Origin of the sequence: Neisseria bergeri, assembly GCA_003044455.1 — a bacterium.
Taxonomy (GTDB): Bacteria; Pseudomonadota; Gammaproteobacteria; order Burkholderiales; family Neisseriaceae; genus Neisseria; species Neisseria bergeri.
This window is the reverse complement of sequence record POWY01000007.1, coordinates 19,311-44,504: the sequence shown is the minus strand read 5'-3', so window position 1 is coordinate 44,504 and position 25,194 is coordinate 19,311. Positions and strand designations below refer to the sequence as shown.

Here is a 25,194-nt window from a genome sequence, read left to right as displayed (position 1 = left end):
TGTTTGAATAAAAATGCCGTCTGAAGCCTGTTCAGACGGCATTTTCCTTACAACCCCAATTGGTCGAAATTCCGATAAGGCAAACGTTCACGCCAGCAACATTTCCTGCATCAGCTTCATACCCCACTGCCAGCCGCCGAGCATACCGTTCAAACTGCCCGAATGCGGGGAAACCAACAGGCGCGCGTTCCACAAATCCGCCTGTTTTTGCGCCCAACCGTGCGGCACGCCGCCGTGTTCGGACACCACCAATGCGGCACGGCAGGGACAGCGGACGCGTTGGAAAGTGTGTTCCGCATCGTCGGGGAAAACATCGGGACACTGCGGTACAAGGATGATGTTGGCAATTTTCTTCCGTGCTAGGATGTCTGCCCGATACAGCCACGCCAAAAATGCGGCCGCGCCCGCTCCGTGTGCGACAACGGCGATATGTCTGCCCTGTATCCGTTCGAATGCCGTCTGAAGCCCTGCCTGCCATTCTCCTATGCTTTGACCGGCCGATGCTTCGGACATCTGCACCACGGGATAACTGACCGCCCAGCGGTCTATCCACATCTGATCCTCTCCGGCATCGCGTATCAGCCACAGCGTCAAATCTTCGAGTTCAAAACCCTGCATACCGCCCCGCCTATTTCAGCAGGTCTTGCAGCGTGAACGCGGTCAGCAGCGCGGCAGGCACGCTCAACAGGGCGCACACGGCGAGGCAGGCAAGAACGTTTGCCAACAGCCGCCAGCCTTTCCAACCCAAACATTTGGACGCAATCAGCAGGCAGGGCAGGCAGATCAGCAGCCATACCAACGCCCACGTCGGATTTGCCTTGGTCGGCGCAAGCCAGCCCTGCATCCGCGACAACATAAACACCGCCCACACCAACATGGGCAGGATAAACGCAGCGACAACCCACGCCGCGCCTATTCCGGTTTTTCCGTCCACATTCCAATCATATTTACCCAAAACCTTATTCGGCAGCATAGTCATACTCCACAACTAAAGGGGCGTGATCCGAGAATTTTTCGTCTTTATAAACGTGTGCGGACACGGCTTTGGCGGCAAGTTCGGGCGTAACCATCTGATAATCGATGCGCCACCCGACATCTTTCGCATACGCCTGCCCCCGGTTGCTCCACCAAGTGTAGCCCGGCACATCGGGATAAAGCGTGCGCCACATATCCGTCCAACCGAGTTTGTGGATAACCTTGCCTATCCACTCGCGCTCTTCGGGCAGGAAGCCCGAATTTTTCTGATTGCCTTTCCAGTTTTTCAGGTCGATGTTTTGGTGGGCGATGTTCCAGTCGCCGCAGACGACGATGTCGCGCCCTTCGTTTTTCATCGCTTCGAGCATAGGGTAAAACGCATCAAGGAAACGGTATTTCACCTGCTGGCGTTCTTCCGCGCTGCTGCCGCTGGGCAAATAAAGCGAAATAACGCTCAACCTGCCGAAATCGCAACGCACAAACCGCCCTTCGCGGTCAAATTCCTCAATACCCATGCCGATTTGCACGTTGTCGGATTTGCGTTTGCTGTACACCGCCACACCGCTGTAACCGCGCTTCTCGGCGCAATGCCAATAGCCGTGCATCCCGTGCGGATTTTTCATATCGGCAGACAAATCTGCTTCCTGCGCTTTGAGTTCCTGCACGCAGACAATGTCCGCACCCGATGCGGCGATGTATTCGTAAAAACCTTTTTTGTAGGCGGAGCGGATGCCGTTGACGTTGGCGGAAATGATTTTAAGCATAATAAAAATAAGTTCTCACAATGTTCCCATACACAAAGCGGCACCCGGTGCGCCGCCCGGCATTTCCCATTCGGCCCTGCCTGCTGAAAACGGCGGGGCTTCAAGCGGGAAATGCCGTCTGAAAACGGAAAAAGGGCAAAAGGCGGTACTTTTGCCCTTTCCGATACAGTTCAACCGCGCCGCCAAGTCGTGCCGCCGGCGTTGTCTTCCAGAATGATTTTGTGTTCGTTCAGAAGGTCGCGGATACGGTCGGATTCCGCCCAGTTTTTATCCGCGCGTGCCTGTTTGCGTCGAACAATTAAGTCTTCGATTTCTTCGTTGGAGAGGCCGTCTGAAACGGCACCGCCTTGCAGGAACTCAATCGGATCGCGTTGCAACAGGCCGATGATGCCGCCCAAAGCTTTCAGGCAGCCGGCGAGGTGGGCATCATTGGTTTTGTTCACTTCGCCTGCCAGCTCAAACAACACGGCAACCGCTTCGACCGTACCGAAATCGTCGTTCATGGCGGCGTAGAAACGGCGGGTGTAGTCGTTGGCGTTTTCAGATAAGTCAAACTCAGCCGCAGGCGTGTTTTTCAACGTAGTGTACAAACGCGTCAACGCACCTTTCGCATCATCCAAATGCGCGTCGGAATAATTCAACGGACTGCGGTAGTGGGCGCGCAGGATGAAGAAGCGCACGACTTCGGGGTCGTATTGTTTCAATACTTCGCGGATGGTGAAGAAGTTGCCCAACGATTTGGACATTTTTTCGCCGTCCACACGGATGAAACCGTTGTGCAGCCAGTATTTGACGTGGCTGGCAATGCTTTGGCCGTGGTGGGTTTGCGCGTGATGATGACCGCAGGTATGCCCCGTCGCGCCGACGCTTTGGGCGATTTCGTTTTCATGGTGCGGGAACTGCAAATCCGCGCCGCCGCCGTGGATGTCGAAAGTATCGCCGAACAGGTTTTCACTCATGGCAGAGCATTCAATATGCCAACCCGGACGGCCGTTGCCCCAAGGGCTTTCCCATGCCGGCTCGCCTGCTTTGGCCGCTTTCCACAACACAAAATCAAGCGGATCGCGTTTGAAACCATCGACTTCCACACGCTCGCCTGCGCGCAGGTCGTCCAACGATTTACCTGATAATTGTCCGTAAGCGGCAAACTCGCGCACGGCGTAATAAACGTCGCCGTTTGCAGCAGGGTATGCCTTGCCGTTTTGAATCAGGGTTTCAATCATGGCAATCATTTGCGGAATGTTTTCGGTCGCCTTCGGCTCGATGTCGGGACGCAACACACCCAAAGCATCGGCATCTTCGTGCATCGCCTGAATGAAACGCTCGGTCAGTTCGCCGATGGTTTCGCCGTTTTCAGCCGCACGGGCAATGATTTTGTCGTCGATGTCGGTAATGTTGCGCACATAAGTGAGCGGATAACCGCACTCGCGCAGCCAGCGGGCAATCATATCGAACACAACCATCACGCGTGCATGGCCCAAGTGGCAGTAGTCGTAAACGGTCATACCGCAGACGTACATACGCACGTTTTCAGGGTCGATGGGGGTGAAGGGTTCTTTTTGGCGGGTAAGGGTGTTGTAGATGGTGGTCATATTCATCAAGTAAGTTTAGAAATCAGTAACAGTAATGTCATATCCGCGATTTTGGGCGAAATCTAAAAATTCATTGGCTTCATTAACGGCAGGAAATTCACGCATAATTTCAGTTTTAATATTTTCCAACAACGCTTCTGCAATCGGATATTGGCCTCTCAATGCTTTTTCGTACCAACTTATCAAATCATCCTCAGTTACGATGTTTTGAATTCGGCTTTTCCAGCCTATTTGCGTCAGTAATGAAACAATCACCGATTGTTCTGCCTTTTTGCAGACAATGACAATTCTATCTGCGCTAATGGAGGATACAATATCTTCTGCCAACTCTTCGTCTAAAGAGAGATGTTTGACCTGTATGGCCAATCCGAAGTTAGACCACATATCCAACCCTCTATCGGCAGCATTGGTTACGCCTACACGATGGATTTTTGCAGGAAGTTTTAAATGCCCATTTTTCGGCATAGTGATGATTTTTTCGGCAAAATCTTGATATTCCTCCCATAAAAACAGGTTTTCCTTAGGAAAATCAATTGAAACCGTTATGCCTAATTCTGAAACCAATGCATCAAACAACGCATAAACAACGATTTCATATATCTTGTCTATACTTCTTTTCAATCCCGGCTCGAGCCAAAATAAATTTAGAAATTCAGACAGTTGGAAGGAGTATCTGTCTGTATTGCCGACATAAGCCAATGCTTCGCTCATTTGGGAAAAACGATTGAAAAACTGTTTATAAATGTACGATTCTACCCCGCCGTCCGACTGTCTGTTTAATGTTCCCAATACCGCTAGTTTTTCAGGCGGCATTGCATTTTTTTCAAACAGATTATCTTGGAATTTTGCCGATGAAGTAGAAATCCGCCCTAAAAACCGACGGCAGATTTCATCCCTCCAGCGTTTAGATTGGTTGCGGTAAGTATCTAAATTTAAAAAATCCAACTGTTTTATACAACGGTCATGATATAAAATTTCTGCAATTTGAATGGGTTTATAAAGGTGGATACGGGATTTTTTGATAATGCCGTCCAATGCTTCTTTGGCTTGTTGTTCTTCAAACGTCATCCTGCCTCCAATAAATCCAATTGCCCTTTTTGTTCGACCTTGCCGGAAAGAGAAGCGAGCATATTTTCCGCGATGGCTTCTATTACAGGAACGGATACAGAATTTCCGGCAACTTTCCTGACTTGCGAGTAGGGGATATTGATTTCAAAATCATCGGGAAAACCTTGTAATCTTAACATTTCCCTTCCTGTTAGCCTTCTTACTCCGTTTACCACCAAATAATTGTAACTCCCCCCGGCCCTTAAGGCACAGGAATATGGAAGTGCGGAAACATTCCCGCCAATATTTTCATGCCAAATTGATGGGGTGGGCGGAGCTTTTTTTAAGGCTGCCAAACGTTTTTGTTTCAAGGCATCTGATAAAAAATAGCTTGGTTCGACATCTCGGTCGTTTTCCAACAGTTCGCCCAATGGCCGATATTGGTTTATGGGTTCGGGAAAGTAAAAAGGGATGTTGTCTGAAAAACCAATAATATAAATTCTCTCGCGTTTTTGCGGCAATCCGAAATCCAAAGTATTTAAAACCTTAAAATAAACCGTATAACCAAGCTGTTTAAGGGTTTCTAAAATAATACGGAAAGTCCTGCCCGAATCGTGCGTAGTCAGCCGCTTAACGTTTTCCAGAAGAAAAGCCTTCGGCTGTTTGGTTTTCAGGATTTCGGCAATATTGAAAAACAATGTTCCGCGCGTATCTTCAAATCCCAATCCCTTACCTGCGATACTGAAAGGTTGGCACGGAAATCCCGCAAGCAGAATATCATGATCGGGAATATCTGAAGGATCGATGCCGTTAATATCGCCAAAAGGTTTTTCTCCAAAGTTTGCTTCATACATTTGTCGGGCATATTTGTCCCATTCCGATGAGAATACATTGGTGCACCCGTATTTTTCAAAGCCTAGGCGTATTCCGCCAATGCCTGAAAATAAATCTATTGTTTTATACATAGCACATCTCTGCAGAATGAGCCGCCTGAAAACTTTCAGACGGCATTGTCCTTTTACTCCGGCTTAAACACGCCCGTATCCGTTTTAGGCTGCTGTTCGATAATTTCAACATTTGCCGCCGCTTTCTCCGCTTCGGCTTTTTCGGCTTCCAAGCGTTTTTTCTCGGTCAGGTATTGGTTGATTTGGTGTACCAATTCCTGCGTGCCTTGGTGGGTCAGTGCGCTGATTTGGAAGAGGCGCGGGGTTTCCATGTCGAATTGGAAGCGGTCATCGGGTTTCGGGTAGTCCCAGCCGATGGCTTCGAGGAAGGCGACGGTACGTGCTTGGGCTTCTTCTTCGTCGAGCATATCGAGTTTGTTCAGCACCAGCCAACGCGGTTTGCCGTAGAGTTCTTCGTCGTATTTGCGCAATTCGTTGATGATGGCGAGGGCTTCTTCGGCGGGGTTGACGGTTTCGTCGAACGGGGCCAAATCGACAACGTGCAACAATAATCCTGTGCGCGACAGGTGTTTGAGGAAGCGGTGTCCCAAGCCTGCGCCTTCTGCCGCGCCTTCAATCAGGCCGGGGATGTCGGCCATCACGAAACTGTGGTTTTCGTCGATGCGTACCACGCCCAAGTTCGGATGCAGGGTGGTGAAGGGGTAGTTGGCGATTTTGGGGCGTGCGGCGGATACGGCGGTAATCAGGGTGGATTTGCCGGCGTTGGGCATACCCAATAAGCCGACATCGGCGAGGACTTTGAGTTCGAGTTGCAGGGAACGGGTTTCGCCTTCTTCACCGGGCGTGGATTGTTTCGGGGCGCGGTTGACGGAGGATTTGAAGTGGATATTGCCCAAGCCGCCTTTGCCGCCTTTGGCAAGGCAGACGCGCTGTCCGTGGTAAGTGAGGTCGGCGACGATTTCATCGGTATCGAGGTCGCGGATGAGGGTGCCGACGGGCATTTTGAGGACGATGTCGTCCGCACCTGCGCCGTAACGGTCGGAACCGTGGCCTTTTTCGCCGTTTTTGGCTTGGTAGCGTTTGACGAAGCGGTATTCGACGAGGGTGTTGGTGTTTTCGTCGGCTTCTGCCCAGACGCTGCCGCCTTTGCCGCCGTCGCCGCCGTCCGGGCCGCCGCGCGGTACGAATTTTTCGCGGCGGAAACTGGTTGCGCCATTACCGCCTTTGCCTGCGGCGACTTCGATTTTTGCTTCGTCGATGAATTTCATTCAATGCTCTTGTTTGTTGGTTTCAAATAAGGTTTCAGACGGATTGCCGTGTGTTTTGATGCCGTCTGAACAGAATTTCGGACGCTATTATAAGGGATAAGCGGTTTTTCAACACGCCGTACCAAAACTATTTGTTCCGCCCATCTTAATGAATTTTTAAGCAAATCTTCAGCCTGCAAACAAAATATGTCCAGCTTCTTTGGTACAATCGCGCCTTTTTGACATTCCGACCCGACGGAATGTCCGTTCAAACCGTTACATTATGATAAGGATCTTTTTATGAACACAAACCAACCTGCCGTTTACGACCCGTTGACACGCACGCTGCACTGGCTGACCGTTGCCGGTTTCATCGGCATTCTGACCACCATTGTCCTGTGGACGATTTACGAAGAGGCGGAATGGGCGGGCAGCCTGTTCGGCCTGCACAAATCTTTCGGTTTCCTCACGCTGACGGTGATTGCATTGCGCATCGTGTGGGCGGTTGCCAACCGCGCCAAGCGTCCGCAAAGCGACAGCAAGGCTGCGGCGGCAGGACACAGCATTCTGTACCTGTTCATGCTTGCCGTTCCCGTTATCGGCATGATCCGACAATACAGCAGCGGCCGCGGCCCGTTGAAAGTGTTCGGCGTTGAAGTAATGCAGGGTTCGCCGGAAAAAATCGAGTGGATGGCAAACTTAGGCAACACGTTCCACGGCAATTTGGGCTGGCTGCTGTTTGCCGCCGTCGCCGGACACGTCGCCATGGTCGTCGTCCACCGTGTTCAAGGCAAAGACGTGCTGTACCGCATGACGGGGCGTGTCCGTTGATTCCGTTCGCACTATGGTGCCGGTCCGTCCGGCATCATTTGTTTTTCCAAGACAGTGCCAGATCGTACAAAGCTTTCTTTCCCTCGCCCGTGATTTTGGCGGCAAGCTCGGCAGCCTGTTTGGTCGGCAGCTCGGCCGTAAGGATTTTCATCACATTTTGTGCCGATTCCGGCAATTCCCCGGTGTTTTCGTTTTGTGCCGGATACAGTATCAACACCATCTCGCCGCGCGATTGGTTGCTGTCGGCAGACAATGCCGTCTGAATTTCCCCAACCGTGCCGCTTAAGAACGTTTCAAACGTTTTCGTAATTTCGCGCGCCAGCATCAGACGGCGTTCGGGGAACAGTTCCACCATATCGGCAAGCGTCGCCCCGATTCGGTGCGGCGTTTCAAACATGACGATAGGAAATGCCGCCCGCACCCATTTGGCAAACAGTTTCCTGCGTTCTCCCGATTTCGGTGGCACAAAACCGTTGAAATAAAAATCGGATTCCGCCACGCCAGCCACACTCAAAGCCGCCATCACCGCGCTTGCGCCGACAACAGGGACAACTTTAAACCCGGCCTCGCGCACGCGGTCGGCAAGTTTCGCACCCGGGTCGCACACGGCCGGCGTACCCGCATCGGAAACCTGTGCCACAACCATGCCGTCTGAAAGATAGCCGACAATCTTGTCCGCCATCTGCCGTTCGTTGTGTTCGCGCACGCTGACGAGTTTGCCCTGAATGCCGTACGCGCTCAAAAGCTGCGCGGTAACGCGCGTGTCTTCGGCACAGATGATGTCCGCCTTTTGCAATACCGCCAAAGCACGCAGGGTAATGTCCGCCAAATTGCCGATGGGCGTGGCAACCACGTATAATGTTCCTCCGACGACGCTGTCGGAGGCTTTCTGCAAGTGTTTCTGAAACATAAGAATGCCGTCTGAAAAACAAACATTATAGTGGATTAAATTTAAATCAGGACAAGGCGACGAAGCCGCAGACAGTACAAATAGTACGGCAAGGCGAGGCAACGCCGTACTGGTTTTTGTTAATCCACTATATAAAGGTTAAACCGATTATGCGCTTAAACCACAAACAGGGCGAGGCAGGCGAAGATGCCGCGCTTGCCTTCCTCCAATCCCAAGGCTGCACGCTGCTTGCCCGCAACTGGCACTGCGCCTACGGCGAAATCGACCTGATTGTCAAAAACGGCGGCATGATTCTGTTTGTTGAAGTAAAATACCGCAAAAATCGGCAATTCGGCGGTGCCGCATACAGCATTTCCCCATCCAAATTATTGAAACTGCAACGAAGTGTAGAGTATTATCTGCAACAGAACAGGTTGACAAACGTACCGTGCCGCCTCGATGCGATACTTATCGAAGGAAACCGCCCGCCCGAGTGGATACAGAATATTACAGGTTGACGATATGACGACATTACAAGAACGCGTTGCCGCCCATTTTGCCGAAAGCATCCGTGCCAAGCAGGAAGCCGAAAAAGTACTGGTCGAGCCGACCGTACAGGCTGCCGAGCTGATGCTGCAATGCCTGATGAACGACGGCAAGATTCTGGCCTGCGGCAACGGCGGTTCGGCTGCCGACGCGCAGCACTTCGCCGCCGAAATGACCGGCCGTTTTGAAAAAGAACGCATGGAATTGGCCGCCGTCGCGCTGACAACAGACACCTCCGCGCTGACCGCCATCGGCAACGACTACGGCTTCGACCACGTCTTCAGCAAACAAGTGCGCGCGCTCGGACGCGCCGGCGACGTATTGGTCGGCATCTCCACTTCCGGCAATTCCGCCAACGTCATCGAAGCCATCAAAGCGGCACACGAACGCGATATGCACGTCATCGCCCTGACCGGCCGCGACGGCGGAAAAATCGCCGCCATACTCAAAGATACCGACGTTTTACTCAACGTTCCCTATCCTCGAACTGCCCGCATTCAGGAAAACCATATTTTGCTGATACACGCCATGTGCGACTGTATCGACTCCGTATTGTTTGAAGGAATGTAACCCTTTTCAGACGGCATGGCGCAAAGCAATGCCGTCTGAAACGCCCAAGAAAGGAAGCCCCCGATGAAACTCAAACTGCACACCGTCCGCATCCTGACCGCCGCCATTTTCAGCCTTGCCCTTAGCGGCTGCGTCAGCGCAGTAATCGGCGGGGCGGCGGTCGGCGCGAAATCCGCCGTCGACCGCCGCACCACCGGCGCGCAAACCGACGACAACGTAATGGCACTGCGTATCGAAACCACCGCCCGTTCCTACCTGCGCCAAAACAACCAAACCAAAGGCTACACGCCCCAAATCTCCGTCGTCGGCTACAACCGCCACCTGCTGCTGCTCGGACAAGTCGCCACCGAAGGCGAAAAACAGTTCGTCGGTCAGATTGCACGTTCCGAACAGGCCGCCGAAGGCGTGTACAACTACATTACCGTCGCCTCGCAACCGCGCTCCCTCGGCGACATCACCAACGACACCTGGAATACCTCCAAAGTCCGCGCTACGCTGCTGGGCATCAGCCCCACCACGCAGGCGCGCGTCAAAATCGTTACCTATGGCAATGTAACCTACGTTATGGGCATCCTCACCCCCGAAGAACAGGCGCAGATTACCCAAAAAGTCAGCACCACCGTCGGCGTACAAAAAGTCATCACCCTCTACCAAAACTACGTCCAACGCTGATACCCATGCCGTCTGAACCGCCTTCAGACGGCATTGTCCGACACCAAGCACAAGCAAAATGACAAAAAAACCGAACAAACCCTTCAGGCTGACCCCCAAACTCCTGATACGCGCCGTATTGCTCATCTGTATCACCGCCATCGGCGCATTGGCAGTAGGTATCGTCAGCACATTCAACCCGAACGGCGACAAAACCCTCCAAACCGAACCGCAACACACCGACAGCCCCCACGAAACCGAATTCTGGCTGCCAAACGGCGCAGTCGGACAAGGCGCAGCCCGTCCCGAACCGGCTCCGTCCGAACCCGAAAGTGCGGACGGCGAAAACGAAAGCGGCGGCAAACCGCCCCTTCCCGCCCCTGCCAAAAAAAACCGTGCCAAACCGCGCCCTTCGGATGCGTCCCGGGCAGCCGATCCGTTAACCGGCACCGGAACACAAGCCGAAAACACACTCAAAGAAACCCCCGTACTGCCCACAAACGTCCCTCGTCCCGAACCCCGAAAAGAAACACCCGAAAAACAGGCGCAGCCCAAAGAAACACCCAAAGAAAACCATACCAAACCGGACACCCCGAAAAACACGCCGGCCAAACCCCATAAAGAGATTCTCGACAACCTCTTCTGACCCGGCACGGCAGGCACACCCGCAATCCAAGGAAGCATTATGAACGGCATCATCATCAAAACCCCCGAAGAAATCGAAAAAATGCGCGAACTCGGCCGCCTCGTTGCCGAAGCCCTCGACTACATCGGACAATTCGTCAAACCCGGCGTAACCACTAACGAAATCGACAAACTCGTTTACGACTACCACGTCAACGTCCAAGGCGGCTATCCCGCCCCCCTCCACTACGGCAACCCGCCCTACCCCAAATCCTGCTGCACCTCCGTCAACCACGTCATCTGCCACGGCATTCCCGACGACAAGCCGCTCAAAGAAGGCGACATTATCAACATCGACCTCACCATCAAAAAAGACGGTTTCCACGGAGACTCCAGCCGTATGTTTACCGTCGGCAAAGTTTCCCCCATCGCCCAACGGCTGATCGACGTAACCCACGCCTCCATGATGGCGGGCATAGAAGCCGTCAAACCCGGCGCAACACTGGGCGACGTAGGTTACGCCTGCCAACAGGTTGCCGAAAATGCAGGTTATTCGGTTGTACAGGAATTTTGCGGACACGGCATCGGACGCGGTTTCCACGAAGCCCCGCAAGTGTTGCACTACGGAAAAAAAGGACAGGGCCCCGTTCTAAAACCGGGTATGATTTTCACCGTCGAACCGATGATCAACCAAGGCAAACGCCACCTGCGTATCCTCAACGACGGCTGGACGGTCGTAACCAAAGACCGCTCCCTCTCCGCCCAATGGGAACACGAAGTTTTGGTTACCGAAACCGGCTACGAAATCCTCACCGTCAGCCCCGCCTCCGGCAAACCCTGAAGCCGGACGTATCCACCCCATAAAAACAAACAATGCCGTCTGAAAGAAACGGCAGATATAATGTACAATATAAAAACAGGCTTGACCTGGCACATTACAAAAACAAAGCAAATCGAGATTTGCCCCGCAACCAGATAAACTTAAAGGAAGTTTTATGAAAATATTTGAAAATATAGAAGATGTTAAAGCCATCCGCAAAAAGACCGGGCTGAACCAGATAGACTTCTGGGGCAAGGTCGGCGTTACCCAGTCCGGAGGCTCGCGCTACGAAACCGGCCGCAAAATGCCCAAACCCGTACGCGAACTGCTCCGCCTCGTCCATATCGAATGCCTCGATTTGGCAAAAGTCAACAAAAAAGATATGGAAATCGCCGCCCTGTTGAAAAAACACCATCCCGACCTGTATGCCGAGTTGTCCAAACAGACCAAGGCCGAAAGAAAAAAACAAGGTTAAACCGCAACCTCCGGATGTCTGGAGGTTTTTCATTTCCGAAAAACGCAAACAATGCCGTCTGAAACACCGGACAGGCTGCCGTATCCCGCCTTCCGCCCCTGCCTCAAACCGCCGGACCGCCCGAACCTGCCTTTTTACAAACTTTATCCAATTTCCTGTTTATTTCAGGATACGCCGACATTAGAATGTCAAACAGCCCGAGACGGGCAAACTCCACATCTATCCAAAGGAATAAAAATGAAACTTCTGACCACCGCAATCCTGTCTTCCGCAATCGCGCTCAGCAGTATGGCTGCCGCCGCCGGTACGGACAACCCCACCGTTGCCAAAAAAACCGTCAGCTACGTCTGCCAGCAAGGTAAAAAAGTCAAAGTAACCTACGGCTTCAACAAACAGGGTCTGACCACATACGCTTCCGCCGTCATCAACGGCAAACGCGTGCAAATGCCTGTCAATTTGGACAAATCCGACAATGTGGAAACATTCTACGGCAAAGAAGGCGGTTATGTTTTGGGTACCGGCGTGATGGATGGCAAATCCTACCGCAAACAGCCCATTATGATTACCGCACCTGACAACCAAATCGTCTTCAAAGACTGTTCCCCACGTTAATCAGGCAACAAAAAACAGCGTTTTCAGAAATGAAAACGCTGTTTTTTTGACCGTTCCATTATTCGCAAAAGGGAAAAAACGATTACCTGCCCCGTGTATCAAAACCTGCCCCGCCGGATGAAGGGCATAACCGGCAGGGGCGACACCAACACCATATGGGGATACGGCTTTTCTTGAAAGATTCGGCTTAAATATCCAACACTTTCGCGGTATAGGCGATAATTTCATCCGCCCTTTCAGGATTTTCATTCAACTTGATGCCGTAACCCGGTACCAGCTCTTTCAGACGGCCTTCCCAAGACGGGGCGCGCTCGGGGAAGCATTGGTGCATAAGGCGGATCATCAGCGGCACGGCGGTCGATGCGCCCGGTGAGGCACCCAACAGTGCGGCAAGCGAGCCGTCGGCGTGGGCGACAATCTCCGTACCAAACTGGAGCACGCCGCCTTTTTCGGAGTCTTTTTTAATGATTTGGACGCGTTGCCCTGCGGTGATGAGTTCCCAGTCGTCGGGGTTTGCCTCGGGGTAGTATTCCAGCAGGGAGGCGAAGCGTTCTTCTTTGGTTTTACGCAATTCGCCCAGCAGGTATTTGGTCAGCGGCATATTCGCCCAGCCGGCGCGCAGCATAGGATAGAGGTTGTCCATATGGATGGACAGCGGCAAATCCATAAGCGAGCCTTGCTTGAGGAAGTTGGAACGGAAGCCTGCGTAAGGGCCGAACATAAGGTGGCGTTTGCCGTCCACGTTGCGTGTGTCGAGGTGCGGGACGGACATCGGCGGCGCGCCGACGGAAGCCTGCCCGTACACTTTGGCGTTGTGTTGTTCGGCGGTTTCGGGGTTGCTGTTGCGGAAGAACAGGCCGGACACGGGGAAGCCGCCGTAGCCTTTGCCTTCGGGGATACCGGATTTTTGCAGCAGGGTCAGCGCGCCGCCGCCCGCGCCGAGGAAGAGGAAGCGGGTGCGGAGGGTGAGCTGCCCGTCGGGGTTGCGGGTATCGGCGGTTTTGAGTACCCACGCGCCGTCGGATTCGCGTTTGACGTCTTCGACGTGGCGGTTGAACTCGGTTTTTACGCCCTTGCCCTGCAAATATTTCACCATCTGGCGCGTCAGCCGTCCGAAATCGACATCCGTACCTTCGGCGGAGTAGTTGGCGGCGACGGGTTGGTTTTCGTCCCGGCCGCGCATAATCAGCGGAGCCCAATCGGAAATTTTGTTCCGATTGGTGGAAAATTCCATATTTTCGAAAAGTTTCTGCGTTTTAAACACATCATAGCGTTTTTGCAGGTAACGGCAGTGGTCTTCATTCATCACCAAAGACATATGTGGCACGGCATTGACGAAAGAATTATCCTCCAACTTGCCTTCCGCAACCAGCGTCGCCCAAAACTGACGGCTGACATGGAACTGTTCGGCAATATTGAGGGCACGCGTCGGATCGATAATCCCATTTGCACCCAGCGGCGCATAGTTCAATTCGCACAGCGCGGAATGCCCCGTGCCGGCGTTGTTCCACGCGTTTGAAGATTCCAACGCCACATCTTCCAAGCGTTCAATCAGGGTGATTTCCCAAGACGGTTCGAGTTCTTTGAGCAAAACGCCCAAAGTCGCGCTCATAATGCCGCCGCCCACCAAGACAACGTCTGTCGCTTCAGCCATGGTTTACTCCTAAAAAAACAGGCATCTTCTGCCCTTATGGTTATTTGCCGTACTACAAACGCCTGAATCGCAAAAGCAGGGGAAACCGGCAATGGTGTGTGTCCGAGTACGCCGTTTCGGGGTTGGAATGCGTTGCAGGTATGGCTTCCGACACCGCTTCAGGGGCTTGTAATATGTTATCGTGAATGTAGTGGATTTTACTGGGAAATGCAAAGATTTTCTGTCGCCCGCCAAGCCGGAGAACTGCGAAATGAAAAATAAAAATAGTTATTTATCCATATATATCAAATTTTTAATAGATAAAAAATCAAAATTGTTTATATATTAATTTTTAAAAGATTGTCAGCATATTGCGTTAAGTTTTTTAAATTTGAAAATACTGCCTCACACCTGCACGCCATACCCTGCCAACCTGCCGGTCAGGATTTCCCTGTTTTTGCACCAATCTTCCCTCAGCATGCTGTATACAACCGTATCGCGCACACTGCCGTCTTTGCGGAGCATGTGCATACGCAGCACGCCGTCTTTTTCCGCACCCAACCGTTCGATGGCACGTTGCGAGGCAAGGTTCAGAATATCCGTGCGCCATCCCACGCAACAGCAAGCCAAAACATCGAATGCATAATCCAACAACATGATTTTGCAACAGGTGTTTATCCGTGTCCGCCGTGCCGATGCCGCATACCATGTGAATCCGATATCCAAACGCGGAATCTGCGGTTCAAAATGATAATACGCCGTTGTCCCGACCACCCTGCCTGCCTCTTCATCGACAACAGCAAACGCCAAACGCGTTGCCAATGCTGTCCCGATATAGTCTGCCACCCTATCCGGATGAGGCGCGGACGTTACCCCCGACTTCCAAACCTCCCCATCGCAAACCGCCTCGCGCAAACCCGTTTCATGATGCACATCCAACGGTTCGAGACGAACGCCGCCCAACGACAAGACCGGCAGTATTATCTTTTCCGACATCCTTTTCTCCCGATATTCCGCCTTCAGACGGCATTTCCGCCCGGAATGCCGTCTGAACGGCTAAAAACACAATATCCCCGTCTCCGACACAAAACCGTCCAACGGCAAGTCGTGTGCCTCGACCGGCAGTCTGTCCACCAACTGGCAGGCAAAGCCCACGCCCACGGTTTTTGCCTGCAAACGGTATTTCATCGCCGAAAGCGTCGCATCATAATAGCCGCCCGCCTGCCCCAAACGGTAACCCAGCCTGTCCATACCGACCACTGGCACAAGCAAGAGGTTCAAATCATGCACACGCCTTTTCCGACCTGCAAACTGAGGGACATGCAGCTTCGCCCTACCGCGCTTGCGTTCCTGTTTTACTCCATCGGCAGGATACGGCGTAAACCACATCCGCCGCGAACGCGGTTCGATATAAGGCAGATAGAGCTTGGCACCGCGTTTTTGCGCCGCACGGACAAAGCCGTCCAAACGCAATTCCTTACCCATCGGCCAATACACGCCGATTTTCCGACCACGCTTGATATAACGTTTGAGCAGGCGGTTGATTTTTACCGTTGCCGCCGCACGCACGTCCCGCCCCATTTGCGAACGCCGCCCGCGCAATTCGCGGCGCAGGGCGCGTTTTTCCTCGTTCCTCATTTCAGACGACCTTTCGGGATTGCGGTAGAATGTTGCGATTATAACGATTTTGTTAACATTCAAACAGGACGCACACAATGTGGCACATCGTCGCCATCGGCTATCTTTTTGTTGCCGTTATGTATTCCGCCGCGCAGCCGAGTATTGCGCGCGCTTTGATTTATTTGTTTTTTTGGGCGGTGCTGCCCACCGTGTTCACGGTTTTCTCCATCACCGTCCGCCGCCGCAACCGCCTGATGAAGCAGCAGGAACAGGCAGAATCCGAACAGCAGCGAGCACAACAGCAAAAAGACAGCGGCACAAAACCCTGAATCCCTTTTCAGACGGCCTCTTATCCGCTATAATCCGTCAGTTTTCCATTTTGGAAACACGCTTTTATTTTTTAAAACTTATGCCCACTTTCGCCGAAGGGTGCTTGACAATAGGCGCGGCCTATCAAGTTCTATGCGATTGAATGTGTGCTCTTAACCCTTTCAAGGAAATAAAATGTCTCAAATTACTATGCGTCAGATGATTGAAGCCGGCGTTCACTTCGGTCACCAAACCCGTTTCTGGAACCCGAAAATGGCACAATACATTTTCGGTGCGCGCAATAAAATCCACATCGTCAACCTGGAAAAAACCCTGCCGATGTTCCAAGAAGCGCAAGAAGCCGTACGCCGTCTGGTTGCCAACAAAGGCACCGTGCTGTTTGTCGGCACCAAACGTCAAGCGCGTGAAATCATCCGCGAAGAAGCTACCCGCGCCGGTATGCCTTTCGTCGATCACCGTTGGTTGGGCGGCATGCTGACTAACTACAAAACCGTTAAGCAATCCATCAAACGCCTGGAAGAAAAAACCGCCGCTTTGGAAAACGCTGCCGAAGGCGGTTTCAACAAAAAAGAAATTCTGGAAATGCAACGCGACGTTGAAAAACTGGAACGTTCTTTGGGCGGTATCAAAAACATGAAAGGCCTGCCTGACGCGATTTTCGTTATCGATACCGGCTACCAAAAAGGTACTCTGGTTGAGGCTGAAAAACTGGGCATCCCCGTTATCGCCGTAGTCGATACCAACAACAGCCCTGACGGCGTGAAATACGTTATCCCTGGTAACGATGACTCCGCCAAAGCCATCCGCCTGTACTGCCGAGGCATCGCCGACGCAGTTTTGGAAGGCAAAAACCAAGCGCTGCAAGAAACCGTAGCCGCTGCCCAAGAAGCTGCTGCCGAGTAATCCGGCAAACCGAAGAGGGGCGTTATGCCCCTTTTCTCAAATATGCCGTCTGAACGTCCGTTCGCGGCACACGATTCCCGAATACGGAAAATCCTTTCCGTATTTCCCCAAAATCTAGGAGATTCAAAATGGCAGAAATTACTGCAAAAATGGTTGCCGACCTGCGCGCCGCTACCGGCCTGGGCATGATGGAATGCAAAAAAGCCTTGGTTGAAGCTGAAGGCAACTTCGACAAAGCCGAAGAAATCCTGCGTATTAAATCCGGTGCGAAAGCCGGTAAACTGGCCGGCCGTACTGCTGCCGAGGGCGTATTGGCTTACGCGATTAACGGCAATGTCGGCGCATTGGTTGAAGTAAACTGCGAAACCGACTTCGTTGCCAAAGACGCGGGCTTCGTAGAATTTGCCAACTTCGTTGCGAAAACCGCTGCCGAGAAAAAACCGGCTTCTGTTGAAGAATTGAGCGAACTGGTTGAAGCAGAACGCAAAGCCATCATCGCCAAATTGGGCGAGAACATGTCTGTCCGCCGCTTCCAAGTGATCGACACTGCCAACCAACTGGTTGCCTACATCCACGGTGCTTTGGCTACCGAAGGCGTATTGGTTGAGTACAAAGGCTCTGAAGACGTAGCACGCAAAATCGGTATGCACATCGTTGCCGCCAAACCGCAATGCGTAAGCGAAGCCGAAGTAGATGCCGAAACCGTTGAAAAAGAACGCCACATCTACACCGAACAAGCCATCGCTTCCGGCAAGCCTGCCGACATCGCCGCGAAAATGGTTGAAGGCCGCATCCGCAAATTCTTGGCTGAAATCACTCTGAACGGCCAAGCGTTCGTGATGAACCCCGATCAAACTGTTGCCCAATTCGCTAAAGAAAACGGCACGGAAGTGATCAGCTTCGTACGCTACAAAGTAGGCGACGGTATCGAGAAAGCCGTTGTCGACTACGCAGCCGAAGTAGCCGCAGCCGCCAAAGTGTAAGGCACTTATGAAAAAGAAAGCACCTGGATTCCAAACGAATCAGGGTGCTTTTTTTTGAGAAAACCGTTTACGGTACCTATTTTAAGACGACCGAATATAAAGGCCGTCTGAAAACAAAACAATATAGTGGATTAAATTTAAACCAGTACAGCGTTGCCTCGCCTTGCCGTACTATTTGTACTGTCTGCGGCTTCGTCGCCTTGTCCTGATTTAAATTTAATCCACTATAACAGAACGACACACCCTATCATTAATATTCCGACCGTTTGAAATTCAGATGGCCCAAACTCCGACCGACGACATTCAAGAAAGCAAGGTATCCCATGACACAGCAAATCAAATACAAACGCGTATTACTGAAACTCTCCGGCGAATCCCTGATGGGTTCCGATTCGTTCGGCATCAATCACGACACCATCGTTCAAACTGTCGGCGAAATTGCCGAAGTCGTTAAAATGGGCGTACAGGTCGGCATCGTCGTGGGCGGCGGCAATATTTTCCGGGGCGTATCCGCCCAAGCAGGCAGCATGGACCGTGCCACCGCCGACTACATGGGCATGATGGCAACCGTGATGAACGCCTTGGCACTCAAAGACGCATTTGAAACCTTGGGCATCAAAGCGCGCGTACAATCCGCACTGTCTATGCAGCAAATCGCTGAAACCTACGCCCGCCCTAAAGCCATCCAATATTTGGAAGAAGGCAAAGTCGTGATTTTCGCCGCCGGTACCGGTAATCCGTTCTTCACAACCGACACTGCCGCCGCATTGCGCGGTGCGGAAATGAACTGCGACGTGATGCTCAAAGCCACCAACGTCGACGGCGTGTACACCGCAGACCCGAAAAAAGACCCGGCCGCCACGCGCTACGAAACCATTACTTTTGACGAAGCCTTGAACAAAAACCTCAAAGTCATGGACGCGACTGCCTTTGCGCTCTGCCGCGAACGCAAGCTCAATATTGTCGTCTTCGGCATTGCTAAAGAAGGCTCGCTCAAACGTGTAGTAACCGGTGAAAACGAAGGCACGCTGGTTCACTGCTGATTGCCCATAAGGCCGGCAGATATAGTCGCATATGGGCTTCAGACAACCATTTACTATATAGAGATTAATAAGCCTAGACCCATCCTGCTTATACATCAATTTTTCATATGCCGACTATATTGCCTTCCATTTGAAAATGCCGTCTGAACAATGTTCAGACGGCATTTTTCCTTTCATTAGACAAACCGCCTTGCAGCAGGCGGACAAAATCAGCATAAGGAGCAACACCGTACTCATCACCCGCACCGATTTCAACCTGTTTTGCCGTTTTGACAAACCAAGCATCCCCGATTACAGCACCTTATGCCGCTACCGCAACCGGTTGGCGCAAGGCGACACCCTGTCCGAACTGCCGGGACTGATTAACCGGCAACTGACCGAAAAAAGCCTATAGTGGATTAAATTTAAACCAGTACAGCGTTGCCTCGCCTTAGCTCAAAGAGAACGATTCTCTAAGGTGCTCAAGCACCAAGTGAATCGGTTCCGTACTATTTGTACTGTCTGCGGCTTCGTCGCCTTGTCCTGATTTTTGTTAATCCACTATAAAATCCGCCGCCGTCATTGCAACTGCAAATCCCGCTATGTGCAGGCAACCTATTGAAAACCAAACCACAAAACCAGTAAAGAAATATTCTATTTAATTTATAATTTGTTTACAATTTTGATACAATTCATCTTTTATCAAAGGAGAAAATCTATGCAAGCACGGCTGCTGATACCTATTCTTTTTTCAGTTTTTATTTTATCCGCCTGCGGGACACTGACAGGTATTCCATCGCATGGCGGAGGTAAACGCTTTGCGGTCGAACAAGAACTTGTGGCCGCTTCTGCCAGAGCTGCCGTTAAAGACATGGATTTACAGGCATTACACGGACGAAAAGTTGCATTGTACATTGCCACTATGGGCGACCAAGGTTCAGGCAGTTTGACAGGGGGTCGCTACTCCATTGATGCACTGCTTCGCGGCGAATACATAAACAGCCCTGCCGTCCGTACCGATTACACCTATCCACGTTACGAAACCACCGCTGAAACAACATCAGGCGGTTTGACAGGTTTAACCACTTCTTTATCTACACTTAATGCCCCTGCACGCTCGCGCACCCAATCAGACGGTAGCGGAAGTAAAAGCAGTCTGGGCTTAAATATTGGCGGGATGGGGGATTATCGAAATGAAACCTTGACGACTAACCCGCGCGACACTGCCTTTCTTTCCCACTTGGTGCAGACCGTATTTTTCCTGCGCGGCATAGACGTTGTTTCTCCTGCCAATGCCGATACAGATGTGTTTATTAACATCGACGTATTCGGAACTATCCGCAACAGAACCGAAATGCACCTATACAATGCCGAAACACTGAAAGCCCAAACAAAACTGGAATATTTCGCAGTAGACAGAACCAATAAAAAATTGCTCATCAAACCCAAAACCAATGCGTTTGAAGCTGCCTATAAAGAAAATTACGCATTGTGGATGGGGCCGTATAAAGTAAGCAAAGGAATTAAACCGACGGAAGGATTAATGGTCGATTTCTCCGATATCCAACCATACGGCAATCATACGGGTAACTCTGCCCCATCCGTAGAGACTGATAACAGTCATAAGGGGTATGGATACAGCGATGAAGTAGTGCGACAACATAGACAAGGGCAACCTTAATTCACACTACCATAACCGCTTGCTACCAAGGAAAACAAAATGAAATTGTCTATTCAAAAATTCATGATGCTGTTTGCAGCAGCAATATCGTTGCTGCAAATCCCCATTAGTCATGCGAACGGTTTGGATGCCCGTTTGCGCGATGATATGCAGGCAAAACACTACGAACCGGGTGGTAAATACCATCTGTTCGGTGATGGTCGCGGCAGTGTTAAAAATCGGGTTTACGCCGTCCAAACATTTGATGCAACTGCGGTCGGCCCCATACTGCCTATTACACACGAACGGACAGGATTTGAAGGTGTTATCGGCTATGAAACCCATTTTTCAGGGCACGGATATGAAGTACACAGTCCGTTCGATCATCATGATTCAAAAAGCACTTCTGATTTCAGCGGCGGTGTGGACGGCGGTTTTACCGTTTACCAACTTCATCGGACAGGGTCGGAAATCCATCCGGAGGATGGATATGACGGGCCGCAAGGCAGCGATTATCCGCCCCCCGGAGGAGCAAGGGATATATACAGCTATTATGTCAAAGGAACTTCAACAAAAACAAAGACTAATATTGTCCCTCAAGCCCCATTTTCAGACCGTTGGCTAAAAGAAAATGCCGGTGCCGCCTCTGGTTTTTTCAGCCGTGCGGATGAAGCAGGAAAACTGATATGGGAAAGCGACCCCAATAAAAATTGGTGGGCTAACCGTATGAATGATGTTCGCGGCATCGTCCAAGGTGCGGTTAATCCTTTTTTAATGGGTTTTCAAGGAGTAGGGATTGGGGCAATTACAGACAGTGCAGTAAGCCCGGTCACAGATACAGCCGCGCAGCAGACTCTACAAGGTATTAATCATTTAGGAAATTTAAGTCCGGAAGCACAACTTGCTGCCGCAACCGCATTACAAGACAGTGCTTTTGCGGTAAAAGACAGTATCAACTCTGCCAGACAATGGGCTGATGCCCATCCGAATATAACAGCTACTGCCCAAACTGCCCTTTCCGCAGCAGAGGCCGCAGGTACGGTTTGGAGAGGTAAAAAAGTAAAACTTAACCCGACCAAATGGGATTGGGTTAAAAATACCGGCTATGAAACAACTGTTACCCGAAAGACTTTAGATGGGCAAATAGCTGGCAAGAACAAGCCTATTAAACCTTCTTCAGGAGATTATGTCTTGCCGGTAGGCAGACAAATCATAGATCCTACTCGTACATCTTTTTCACAAGCTACAGTTAGCTATCAGAAGCGTGGTGCAAATTACAACTATGATTCTCTTGTAGCTGCAATGAACGAAAAAAAATCATGGGTTGGCGACAGGGTTGATGTTGTTAATATGCCTGATGGAGCACCTACTAGTATGGATAACACGCGTATTATGGCAGCACGTGAAGCAGGGGTAAAAGTGGAAGCGAATGTTCATAATTTTAATGACCGATTATCATCAAAAGAGAGAATCAGGTTTAAGCATGATGGTATTGAGCCTCAAACTTGGGGAGAAGCTATCCAGCTACGAATTAGAAAGCAAGAAACACAAAAAGGAGTTCCAGAAGGGTGGAGCAAAAGATTTCCTAACGGAAGTATTTATGATGTAAAGGTACTTAGGAAATGATAAAACAAAATAGTTTTGTTCCGTATCCTGAAGCAATGCTTCCTAAAGGATTTAAATATCCGCAAAGTTATTTAAAATTAGCTCAATCCACTCATGCCATTAACTACGATGAACAATATTCTTTTCCTTGGTGGTTTGAAAATGCAGAAAGCAATATATCAGAAGTAATTGACATTTATTTTGAAATAACTGGCATTCCAAACCTATTACCTTTTGCTAGAAACCAAGAGTGGGCTGCCTGTTTTGATATTTCAGATAAATCAGGTAATCCTAAAATTATAGTAGTTAATTTAGATAATACAAAATATTACGAGACTTTTGAAAATTTTGATACTTGGCTAAAAGAAGCTGAAAATGATGGTTGGTAGCAGCCGTAGGTCGGATTCTCGAATCCGACATTTTCCAACAGCGGCATTTCGGAAACGATAGACGCGTCAAATATTTTTGTCGGATACAAGTATCCGACCTACATCTCTGCGCAGCAAACTCTACAAGGTATTAATAATTCAGGAAAATTAAGTCCGGAAGCACAGCTTGCTGTCGCGAGCCCATTACAGGACAGTGCTTTTGCGGTAAAAGACGGCATCAATTCCGCCAGACAATGGGCTGATGCCCATCCGAATATAACTGCAACAGCCCAAACTGCCCTTTCCGTAGCAGAGGCCGCAGGTACGGTTTGGCGCGGTAAAAAAGTAGAACTTAACCCGACTAAATGGGATTGGGTTAAAAATACCGGCTATAAAACACCTGCTGCCCGACCTATGCAGACTTTAGATGGGGAAATGGCCGGTGGGAATAAACCGCCTAAATCTATAACGTCTGGAGGAAAAGCCAATGCTGCAACTTATCCTCAATTAGTTAATCAATTAACTGGGCAAAACTTAAAAAACATTGCGGCTCAAGATCCAAGATTGAGTCTAGCTCTTCATAAGAGTGAAAAAAATTTTCCAATAGGAACTGCAACTTATGAAGAGGCAGATAGGCTAGGTAAAATTTGGGTTGGTGAGGGTGCAAGACAAACTAGTGGAGGCGGATGGTTAAGTATAGATGGCACTCGACAATATCGGCCACCAACAGAAAAAAATTCACAATTTGCAACTACAGGTATTCAAGCAAATTTTGAAACTTATACTATTGATTCAAATGGAAAAAGGAATAAAATTAAAAATGGACATTTAAATATTAGGTAATTATATGAGATTAAAATTAAAAAATTATGATTGTTCTGACTTTGATTTGGAAGATTTCCCACAAGACAAGTTAGAAAATTTTTGTATACTTTTGACATTATCAATAGGTTTTGATGAAAGTAATGGTGCTGATTATTTTTATGTTTATATATATAGCACTGAATGGTTACTTTCAAATATACATAGACCGATGTCATTAAAAAACTCAATTGTTACAAACCGTTTTAATATTGAACACATATTAAAATTGATAAATGATATATTGGAAATATGTAATTCAACGTCTGAAGATAAGTCTATATCAAATTTGGCAAAATATTTTGACTGGGAATTTGACGATTATAATCTAAATATCCAAGACTAAAGATGGTGGGACAGCATTTAGACCAAAAACAGGTAAACAGTATTTTGATGACAAATTAAAATAAAAGGAATTATTCATGAAATTAATTGATTTTGAAGGGAGTTTAGTTAAAATTAGTCTCGATAAAGATGAGTTGTATATTATTCAAGCAATTGTAGGAGAAATTTATTCAGGCGTATGCGTGGATTGTAGAGATTTTGAGATAATTCATGGTGTTGAAAAAATAAAGTTCTTCTTTTGGATAAAGAACTTAAAAAAATATATGATACTTGGGATAAATGTTAGCTAGGTAAGGTGGGCACTTGTTGCCCACCTTTTGCCGTATATTAAAAATCCTTTTCAGGCTGGAACTGGGTGGGCATCAATGCTAACCCTAATTGTGCTGATGAAACAGGAAAACTGATATGGGAAAACAACCCCAATAAAAATTGGTGGGCCAACCGTATGGATGATATTCGCGGCATCGTCCAAGGTGCGGTTAATCCTTTTTTAATGGGTTTTCAAGGAGTAGGGATTGGGGCAATTACAGACAGTGCGGTAAGCCCGGTCACAGATACAGCCGCTCAGCAGACTCTACAAGGTATTAATGATTTAGGAAATTTAAGTCCGGAAGCACAACTTGCTGCCGCGAGCCTATTACAGGACAGTGCTTTTGCAGTAAAAGACGGCATCAATTCCGCCAGACAATGGGCTGATGCCCATCCGAATATAACTGCAACAGCCCAAACTGCCCTTGCCGTAGCAGAGGCCGCAGGTACGGTTTGGAGAGGTAAAAAAGTAGAACTTAACCCGACTAAATGGGATTGGGTTAAAAATACCGGCTATAAAAAACCTGCTGCCCGCCATATGCAGACTGTAGATGGGGAGATGGCAGGTGGGAATAAGCCAGCGAAGCAAGCTACTCCTAATGGCAAAGCTGGCGTTTCTACACAACAATCTTTGCAAAATAGTCTCGTTCCACAAAAAAATTATACGCATACTACCTATAATGGTGGATCAGCTATTACAGATGGCAAATATATTACTGACCCTCTCAGTATGGTACGACACAAACCTGATGCATCTAGTCTAGACAAGATAGATAGCAAAAGTTTATTTAAATCAGATGTTGATGCGGAAAAAGCTACATTAGATGCTGCTAGATATGCAGATAAACATAATTTATGGGATAGTCAAAATAAGGCAAAAGTTCCAACGAACGACGTAGTTGGCTATACAGACGGAAAACCGACACATATAATTAACATTTATCGTAGAAAGCCGAATAAAGATGGGATTAGACCTGTGCATGGAACACCAGGTAAGGAACGTTGAT

The 25,194-nt window shown here is 49.7% G+C and carries 28 protein-coding genes and 5 pseudogenes; 21 read left to right on the top strand and 12 right to left on the bottom strand.

The features are described 5' to 3' along the window. Positions 1-87: 87 nt before the first annotated feature. The 7 genes from DBY86_RS08015 to obgE form a co-directional block, all read right to left on the bottom strand. Positions 88-618 carry an alpha/beta hydrolase gene (locus tag DBY86_RS08015; protein ID WP_107819580.1) on the bottom strand — a complete coding sequence of 177 codons (531 nt, stop codon included), beginning with the start codon at positions 616-618 and terminating at the stop codon, positions 88-90. Positions 619-628: 10 nt separating this feature from the next. Further along, positions 629-973: a hypothetical protein gene (locus DBY86_RS08010; RefSeq protein WP_107819579.1), complete on the bottom strand. Its 345-nt coding sequence runs from the start codon at positions 971-973 to the stop codon at positions 629-631. Further along, positions 960-1,739: an exodeoxyribonuclease III gene (locus DBY86_RS08005; protein ID WP_107819578.1), complete on the bottom strand. Its 780-nt coding sequence runs from the start codon at positions 1,737-1,739 to the stop codon at positions 960-962. The genes DBY86_RS08010 and DBY86_RS08005 overlap by 14 nt, the downstream gene beginning before the upstream one ends. A gap of 170 nt (positions 1,740-1,909) precedes the next feature. Then, the gene (cysS, locus tag DBY86_RS08000) at positions 1,910-3,331 is read right to left on the bottom strand and encodes a cysteine--tRNA ligase (protein WP_107819632.1); all 1,422 of its coding nucleotides are present in this window, start codon (positions 3,329-3,331) and stop codon (positions 1,910-1,912) included. 15 nt (positions 3,332-3,346) lie between these two features. After that, entirely contained in the window at positions 3,347-4,399 is a 1,053-nt protein-coding gene (locus DBY86_RS07995; RefSeq protein WP_107819577.1) for a HaeII family restriction endonuclease, read from the bottom strand. Continuing rightward, positions 4,396-5,343, bottom strand: coding sequence for a DNA cytosine methyltransferase (dcm, locus tag DBY86_RS07990; protein WP_012779546.1), 948 nt, complete (start codon positions 5,341-5,343; stop codon positions 4,396-4,398). The genes DBY86_RS07995 and dcm overlap by 4 nt, the downstream gene beginning before the upstream one ends. Positions 5,344-5,396: 53 nt before the next feature. Further along, entirely contained in the window at positions 5,397-6,551 is a 1,155-nt protein-coding gene (obgE, locus tag DBY86_RS07985; protein ID WP_107819576.1) for a GTPase ObgE, read from the bottom strand. Positions 6,552-6,830: 279 nt separating this feature from the next. Here obgE and DBY86_RS07975 point away from each other — a divergent pair, with 279 nt between their 5' ends. Further along, complete coding sequence (locus tag DBY86_RS07975) at positions 6,831-7,361, top strand: cytochrome b (protein ID WP_107819574.1); 531 nt, start codon at positions 6,831-6,833, stop codon at positions 7,359-7,361. Between the two features lie 34 nt (positions 7,362-7,395). Here the strand turns inward: DBY86_RS07975 and rsmI are convergent, their stop codons facing one another. After that, positions 7,396-8,271 carry a 16S rRNA (cytidine(1402)-2'-O)-methyltransferase gene (gene rsmI, locus DBY86_RS07970; RefSeq protein WP_107819573.1) on the bottom strand — a complete coding sequence of 292 codons (876 nt, stop codon included), beginning with the start codon at positions 8,269-8,271 and terminating at the stop codon, positions 7,396-7,398. A 149-nt stretch (positions 8,272-8,420) separates the two neighbouring features. On the opposite strand from rsmI, the gene DBY86_RS07965 reads away from it, so the two are divergent. The 7 genes and pseudogenes from DBY86_RS07965 (at position 8,421) to DBY86_RS07935 (ending at position 12,548) form a co-directional block, all read left to right on the top strand. Beyond that, a complete protein-coding gene (locus DBY86_RS07965; protein ID WP_025457485.1) occupies positions 8,421-8,768 on the top strand; it encodes a YraN family protein in 348 nt (115 codons plus the stop codon). A 4-nt stretch (positions 8,769-8,772) separates the two neighbouring features. After that, the gene (locus DBY86_RS07960) at positions 8,773-9,366 is read left to right on the top strand and encodes a phosphoheptose isomerase (protein WP_003750235.1); all 594 of its coding nucleotides are present in this window, start codon (positions 8,773-8,775) and stop codon (positions 9,364-9,366) included. Positions 9,367-9,429: 63 nt separating this feature from the next. Beyond that, positions 9,430-10,038, top strand: coding sequence for a BON domain-containing protein (locus DBY86_RS07955; protein WP_002240854.1), 609 nt, complete (start codon positions 9,430-9,432; stop codon positions 10,036-10,038). Between the two features lie 5 nt (positions 10,039-10,043). Next, a pseudogene (locus DBY86_RS07950) lies at positions 10,044-10,663 on the top strand (hypothetical protein). 39 nt (positions 10,664-10,702) lie between these two features. Then, positions 10,703-11,482 (top strand): type I methionyl aminopeptidase, encoded by a 780-nt coding sequence (gene map, locus DBY86_RS07945; protein ID WP_107819571.1) that lies wholly within the window; start codon positions 10,703-10,705, stop codon positions 11,480-11,482. A 154-nt stretch (positions 11,483-11,636) separates the two neighbouring features. After that, positions 11,637-11,936: a helix-turn-helix domain-containing protein gene (locus tag DBY86_RS07940; protein WP_107819570.1), complete on the top strand. Its 300-nt coding sequence runs from the start codon at positions 11,637-11,639 to the stop codon at positions 11,934-11,936. Positions 11,937-12,173: 237 nt separating this feature from the next. Next, entirely contained in the window at positions 12,174-12,548 is a 375-nt protein-coding gene (locus DBY86_RS07935; RefSeq protein ID WP_002225721.1) for an ACP-like domain-containing protein, read from the top strand. 187 nt (positions 12,549-12,735) lie between these two features. On the opposite strand, the gene DBY86_RS07930 is transcribed toward DBY86_RS07935, so the two are convergent. The 3 genes from DBY86_RS07930 to DBY86_RS07915 all read right to left on the bottom strand — a co-directional run bounded on the left by DBY86_RS07930 (position 12,736) and on the right by DBY86_RS07915 (position 15,819). Continuing rightward, positions 12,736-14,202, bottom strand: a complete 1,467-nt coding sequence (locus DBY86_RS07930) for a malate:quinone oxidoreductase (protein ID WP_107819569.1) — start codon at positions 14,200-14,202, stop codon at positions 12,736-12,738. 384 nt (positions 14,203-14,586) lie between these two features. Beyond that, positions 14,587-15,177 (bottom strand): GNAT family N-acetyltransferase, encoded by a 591-nt coding sequence (locus DBY86_RS07920; protein ID WP_107819568.1) that lies wholly within the window; start codon positions 15,175-15,177, stop codon positions 14,587-14,589. Positions 15,178-15,237: 60 nt separating this feature from the next. Next, on the bottom strand, positions 15,238-15,819 hold the full coding sequence (locus DBY86_RS07915) for a 5-formyltetrahydrofolate cyclo-ligase (protein ID WP_107819630.1): 582 nt from the start codon (positions 15,817-15,819) through the stop codon (positions 15,238-15,240). A gap of 77 nt (positions 15,820-15,896) precedes the next feature. On the opposite strand from DBY86_RS07915, the gene DBY86_RS07910 reads away from it, so the two are divergent. The 3 genes from DBY86_RS07910 (at position 15,897) to tsf (ending at position 18,017) form a co-directional block, all read left to right on the top strand. Then, the gene (locus DBY86_RS07910; RefSeq protein WP_107819567.1) at positions 15,897-16,130 is read left to right on the top strand and encodes a hypothetical protein; all 234 of its coding nucleotides are present in this window, start codon (positions 15,897-15,899) and stop codon (positions 16,128-16,130) included. Between the two features lie 175 nt (positions 16,131-16,305). Then, a complete protein-coding gene (gene rpsB, locus DBY86_RS07905) occupies positions 16,306-17,034 on the top strand; it encodes a 30S ribosomal protein S2 (protein ID WP_003759405.1) in 729 nt (242 codons plus the stop codon). A 128-nt stretch (positions 17,035-17,162) separates the two neighbouring features. Beyond that, positions 17,163-18,017: a translation elongation factor Ts gene (gene tsf, locus DBY86_RS07895; protein WP_002223203.1), complete on the top strand. Its 855-nt coding sequence runs from the start codon at positions 17,163-17,165 to the stop codon at positions 18,015-18,017. A gap of 121 nt (positions 18,018-18,138) precedes the next feature. Here the strand turns inward: tsf and DBY86_RS13085 are convergent. Further along, positions 18,139-18,246 (bottom strand): annotated as a pseudogene (locus DBY86_RS13085) (IS5/IS1182 family transposase); the annotation flags it as partial. Positions 18,247-18,340: 94 nt separating this feature from the next. Between DBY86_RS13085 and pyrH the strand changes: the two are divergent. The 10 genes and pseudogenes from pyrH to DBY86_RS07845 all read left to right on the top strand — a co-directional run. After that, entirely contained in the window at positions 18,341-19,060 is a 720-nt protein-coding gene (gene pyrH / locus DBY86_RS07885; RefSeq protein WP_107819565.1) for a UMP kinase, read from the top strand. Between the two features lie 232 nt (positions 19,061-19,292). Continuing rightward, positions 19,293-19,451 (top strand): annotated as a pseudogene (locus DBY86_RS07880) (IS5/IS1182 family transposase); the annotation flags it as partial. A 306-nt stretch (positions 19,452-19,757) separates the two neighbouring features. Continuing rightward, positions 19,758-20,720: an adhesin MafA gene (gene mafA / locus DBY86_RS07875; protein ID WP_107819564.1), complete on the top strand. Its 963-nt coding sequence runs from the start codon at positions 19,758-19,760 to the stop codon at positions 20,718-20,720. Between the two features lie 39 nt (positions 20,721-20,759). After that, positions 20,760-22,325, top strand: a complete 1,566-nt coding sequence (mafB, locus tag DBY86_RS07870) for a polymorphic toxin MafB class 3 (protein WP_107819563.1) — start codon at positions 20,760-20,762, stop codon at positions 22,323-22,325. Next, positions 22,322-22,693 carry an SMI1/KNR4 family protein gene (locus DBY86_RS07865; protein WP_002218307.1) on the top strand — a complete coding sequence of 124 codons (372 nt, stop codon included), beginning with the start codon at positions 22,322-22,324 and terminating at the stop codon, positions 22,691-22,693. The genes mafB and DBY86_RS07865 overlap by 4 nt, the downstream gene beginning before the upstream one ends. Positions 22,694-22,789: 96 nt before the next feature. Then, positions 22,790-23,140 (top strand): annotated as a pseudogene (locus DBY86_RS13710) (MafB family polymorphic toxin); the annotation flags it as partial. Beyond that, complete coding sequence (locus tag DBY86_RS13705; RefSeq protein ID WP_228476424.1) at positions 23,138-23,515, top strand: hypothetical protein; 378 nt, start codon at positions 23,138-23,140, stop codon at positions 23,513-23,515. The pseudogene DBY86_RS13710 and the gene DBY86_RS13705, both read left to right, overlap by 3 nt. Positions 23,516-23,519: 4 nt before the next feature. Next, positions 23,520-23,879 carry an immunity 8 family protein gene (locus tag DBY86_RS07855; protein ID WP_002218298.1) on the top strand — a complete coding sequence of 120 codons (360 nt, stop codon included), beginning with the start codon at positions 23,520-23,522 and terminating at the stop codon, positions 23,877-23,879. Positions 23,880-23,955: 76 nt separating this feature from the next. Next, entirely contained in the window at positions 23,956-24,168 is a 213-nt protein-coding gene (locus tag DBY86_RS07850) for a hypothetical protein (protein WP_107819561.1), read from the top strand. Between the two features lie 92 nt (positions 24,169-24,260). Further along, positions 24,261-25,193 (top strand): annotated as a pseudogene (locus tag DBY86_RS07845) (MafB family polymorphic toxin); the annotation flags it as partial. Between the last annotated feature and the right edge of the window lies 1 nt (position 25,194).

Excerpts from the sequence above, each read along its gene's own strand:
- DBY86_RS07960 (WP_003750235.1), top strand. The coding sequence starts at position 8,773 with ATGACGACATTACAAGAACGCGTTGCCGCCCATTTTGCCGAAAGCATC.
- map (WP_107819571.1), top strand. The coding sequence starts at position 10,703 with ATGAACGGCATCATCATCAAAACCCCCGAAGAAATCGAAAAAATGCGC.
- cysS (WP_107819632.1), bottom strand. The coding sequence starts at position 3,331 with ATGACCACCATCTACAACACCCTTACCCGCCAAAAAGAACCCTTCACC.
- DBY86_RS07915 (WP_107819630.1), bottom strand. The coding sequence starts at position 15,819 with ATGAGGAACGAGGAAAAACGCGCCCTGCGCCGCGAATTGCGCGGGCGG.
- DBY86_RS07850 (WP_107819561.1), top strand. The coding sequence starts at position 23,956 with ATGAAATTAATTGATTTTGAAGGGAGTTTAGTTAAAATTAGTCTCGAT.
- DBY86_RS07935 (WP_002225721.1), top strand. The coding sequence starts at position 12,174 with ATGAAACTTCTGACCACCGCAATCCTGTCTTCCGCAATCGCGCTCAGC.
- DBY86_RS07910 (WP_107819567.1), top strand. The coding sequence starts at position 15,897 with ATGTGGCACATCGTCGCCATCGGCTATCTTTTTGTTGCCGTTATGTAT.
- DBY86_RS07920 (WP_107819568.1), bottom strand. The coding sequence starts at position 15,177 with ATGTCGGAAAAGATAATACTGCCGGTCTTGTCGTTGGGCGGCGTTCGT.
- tsf (WP_002223203.1), top strand. The coding sequence starts at position 17,163 with ATGGCAGAAATTACTGCAAAAATGGTTGCCGACCTGCGCGCCGCTACC.
- obgE (WP_107819576.1), bottom strand. The coding sequence starts at position 6,551 with ATGAAATTCATCGACGAAGCAAAAATCGAAGTCGCCGCAGGCAAAGGC.
- DBY86_RS07940 (WP_107819570.1), top strand. The coding sequence starts at position 11,637 with ATGAAAATATTTGAAAATATAGAAGATGTTAAAGCCATCCGCAAAAAG.
- mafA (WP_107819564.1), top strand. The coding sequence starts at position 19,758 with ATGCAAGCACGGCTGCTGATACCTATTCTTTTTTCAGTTTTTATTTTA.
- DBY86_RS07955 (WP_002240854.1), top strand. The coding sequence starts at position 9,430 with ATGAAACTCAAACTGCACACCGTCCGCATCCTGACCGCCGCCATTTTC.
- rpsB (WP_003759405.1), top strand. The coding sequence starts at position 16,306 with ATGTCTCAAATTACTATGCGTCAGATGATTGAAGCCGGCGTTCACTTC.
- DBY86_RS07865 (WP_002218307.1), top strand. The coding sequence starts at position 22,322 with ATGATAAAACAAAATAGTTTTGTTCCGTATCCTGAAGCAATGCTTCCT.
- DBY86_RS07995 (WP_107819577.1), bottom strand. The coding sequence starts at position 4,399 with ATGACGTTTGAAGAACAACAAGCCAAAGAAGCATTGGACGGCATTATC.
- pyrH (WP_107819565.1), top strand. The coding sequence starts at position 18,341 with ATGACACAGCAAATCAAATACAAACGCGTATTACTGAAACTCTCCGGC.
- DBY86_RS07930 (WP_107819569.1), bottom strand. The coding sequence starts at position 14,202 with ATGGCTGAAGCGACAGACGTTGTCTTGGTGGGCGGCGGCATTATGAGC.
- DBY86_RS08015 (WP_107819580.1), bottom strand. The coding sequence starts at position 618 with ATGCAGGGTTTTGAACTCGAAGATTTGACGCTGTGGCTGATACGCGAT.
- rsmI (WP_107819573.1), bottom strand. The coding sequence starts at position 8,271 with ATGTTTCAGAAACACTTGCAGAAAGCCTCCGACAGCGTCGTCGGAGGA.
- DBY86_RS08005 (WP_107819578.1), bottom strand. The coding sequence starts at position 1,739 with ATGCTTAAAATCATTTCCGCCAACGTCAACGGCATCCGCTCCGCCTAC.
- dcm (WP_012779546.1), bottom strand. The coding sequence starts at position 5,343 with ATGTATAAAACAATAGATTTATTTTCAGGCATTGGCGGAATACGCCTA.
- DBY86_RS07855 (WP_002218298.1), top strand. The coding sequence starts at position 23,520 with ATGAGATTAAAATTAAAAAATTATGATTGTTCTGACTTTGATTTGGAA.
- DBY86_RS08010 (WP_107819579.1), bottom strand. The coding sequence starts at position 973 with ATGCTGCCGAATAAGGTTTTGGGTAAATATGATTGGAATGTGGACGGA.
- DBY86_RS07975 (WP_107819574.1), top strand. The coding sequence starts at position 6,831 with ATGAACACAAACCAACCTGCCGTTTACGACCCGTTGACACGCACGCTG.
- DBY86_RS07965 (WP_025457485.1), top strand. The coding sequence starts at position 8,421 with ATGCGCTTAAACCACAAACAGGGCGAGGCAGGCGAAGATGCCGCGCTT.
- mafB (WP_107819563.1), top strand. The coding sequence starts at position 20,760 with ATGAAATTGTCTATTCAAAAATTCATGATGCTGTTTGCAGCAGCAATA.